Here is an 853-nt window from a genome sequence, read left to right on the forward strand (position 1 = left end):
GAACAGGCGCACGATGAACAGAACCGGCATGGTCGACAGCGTCAGCAGCCCGAGCCGGAAATCGAGCCAGAGCAGGACGCTGACGATGCCGAACAACAGCACGATATCGCCCACCGACATCACCGACGTTTCAAGGAATTCCTGCATCGAATTCACGTCGCCTTGCAGGCGCGACATCAGCCGGCCGACCTCGGTCTTGTCCATGAAGCTCAGCGAGACCCGCTGCAGGTGGCTGAACATGGCGCGGCGCAGGTCGGAGAGCACGTTTTCGGCCACCTTGCCGACCACGCTCTCCTGCATATAGCTGGCGCCGTAGTTGATGAGGATGATCATCGCGAAGGCGCCCGTCGCCCAGATCATCACCGACCGGTCGAGCGTGCCCGCCGCCATGCCTTGGTCGATGGCGTAGCGGATGACCAGCGGGATCGCCAGCTGCGTCAGCGTGAACACCAGGACCGCGGCGACCGAGATGAAAATCCGGCCCCGATACGGTTTCACGAAGCTCCAGATGCGCCGCACGATGCGCGGATCATAGGCCTTGCCGAAGACTTCTTCCTCGTCCCGGTGCGAGCCGACGACCGCCTTTGTCGGCCGCCCGCTGGTGTCTTCCTTCTCGTCGCCGCTATGTGTCGACATCACGCGGCTCCCGTTACAACGGGTCGGTCATAGTCCGGCCGCAGCTGCAGGTCGTAAAGGGCGCGGTAGCGTCCGCCGAGCGCCAGCAGTTCCTCATGCGTGCCGCGCTCGACGATCCGGCCGCCCTCCACGAACAGGATCTGGTCGGCATGCATCAGTGAACTCAGCCGGTGCGAGATGATGAGCGTCACGCGGTCCTTGGCGAAGCGTTTCATCG

General features: G+C 63.5%; 1 protein-coding gene and 1 pseudogene. Both read right to left on the reverse strand.

Going from position 1 to position 853, the window contains the following annotated elements:
* The coding region (locus EOB59_RS34965; RefSeq protein WP_164895870.1) for an ABC transporter transmembrane domain-containing protein at window positions 1-636 on the reverse strand (636 nt) is incomplete at its 3' end.
* Window positions 636-853, reverse strand: a pseudogene (locus EOB59_RS34970) (ABC transporter ATP-binding protein); the annotation flags it as partial. The pseudogene EOB59_RS34970 and the gene EOB59_RS34965, both read right to left, overlap by 1 nt.

The organism is Mesorhizobium sp. M7A.F.Ca.MR.176.00.0.0 (assembly GCF_004023165.1).
In the GTDB taxonomy this organism is placed as follows: domain Bacteria; phylum Pseudomonadota; class Alphaproteobacteria; order Rhizobiales; family Rhizobiaceae; genus Mesorhizobium.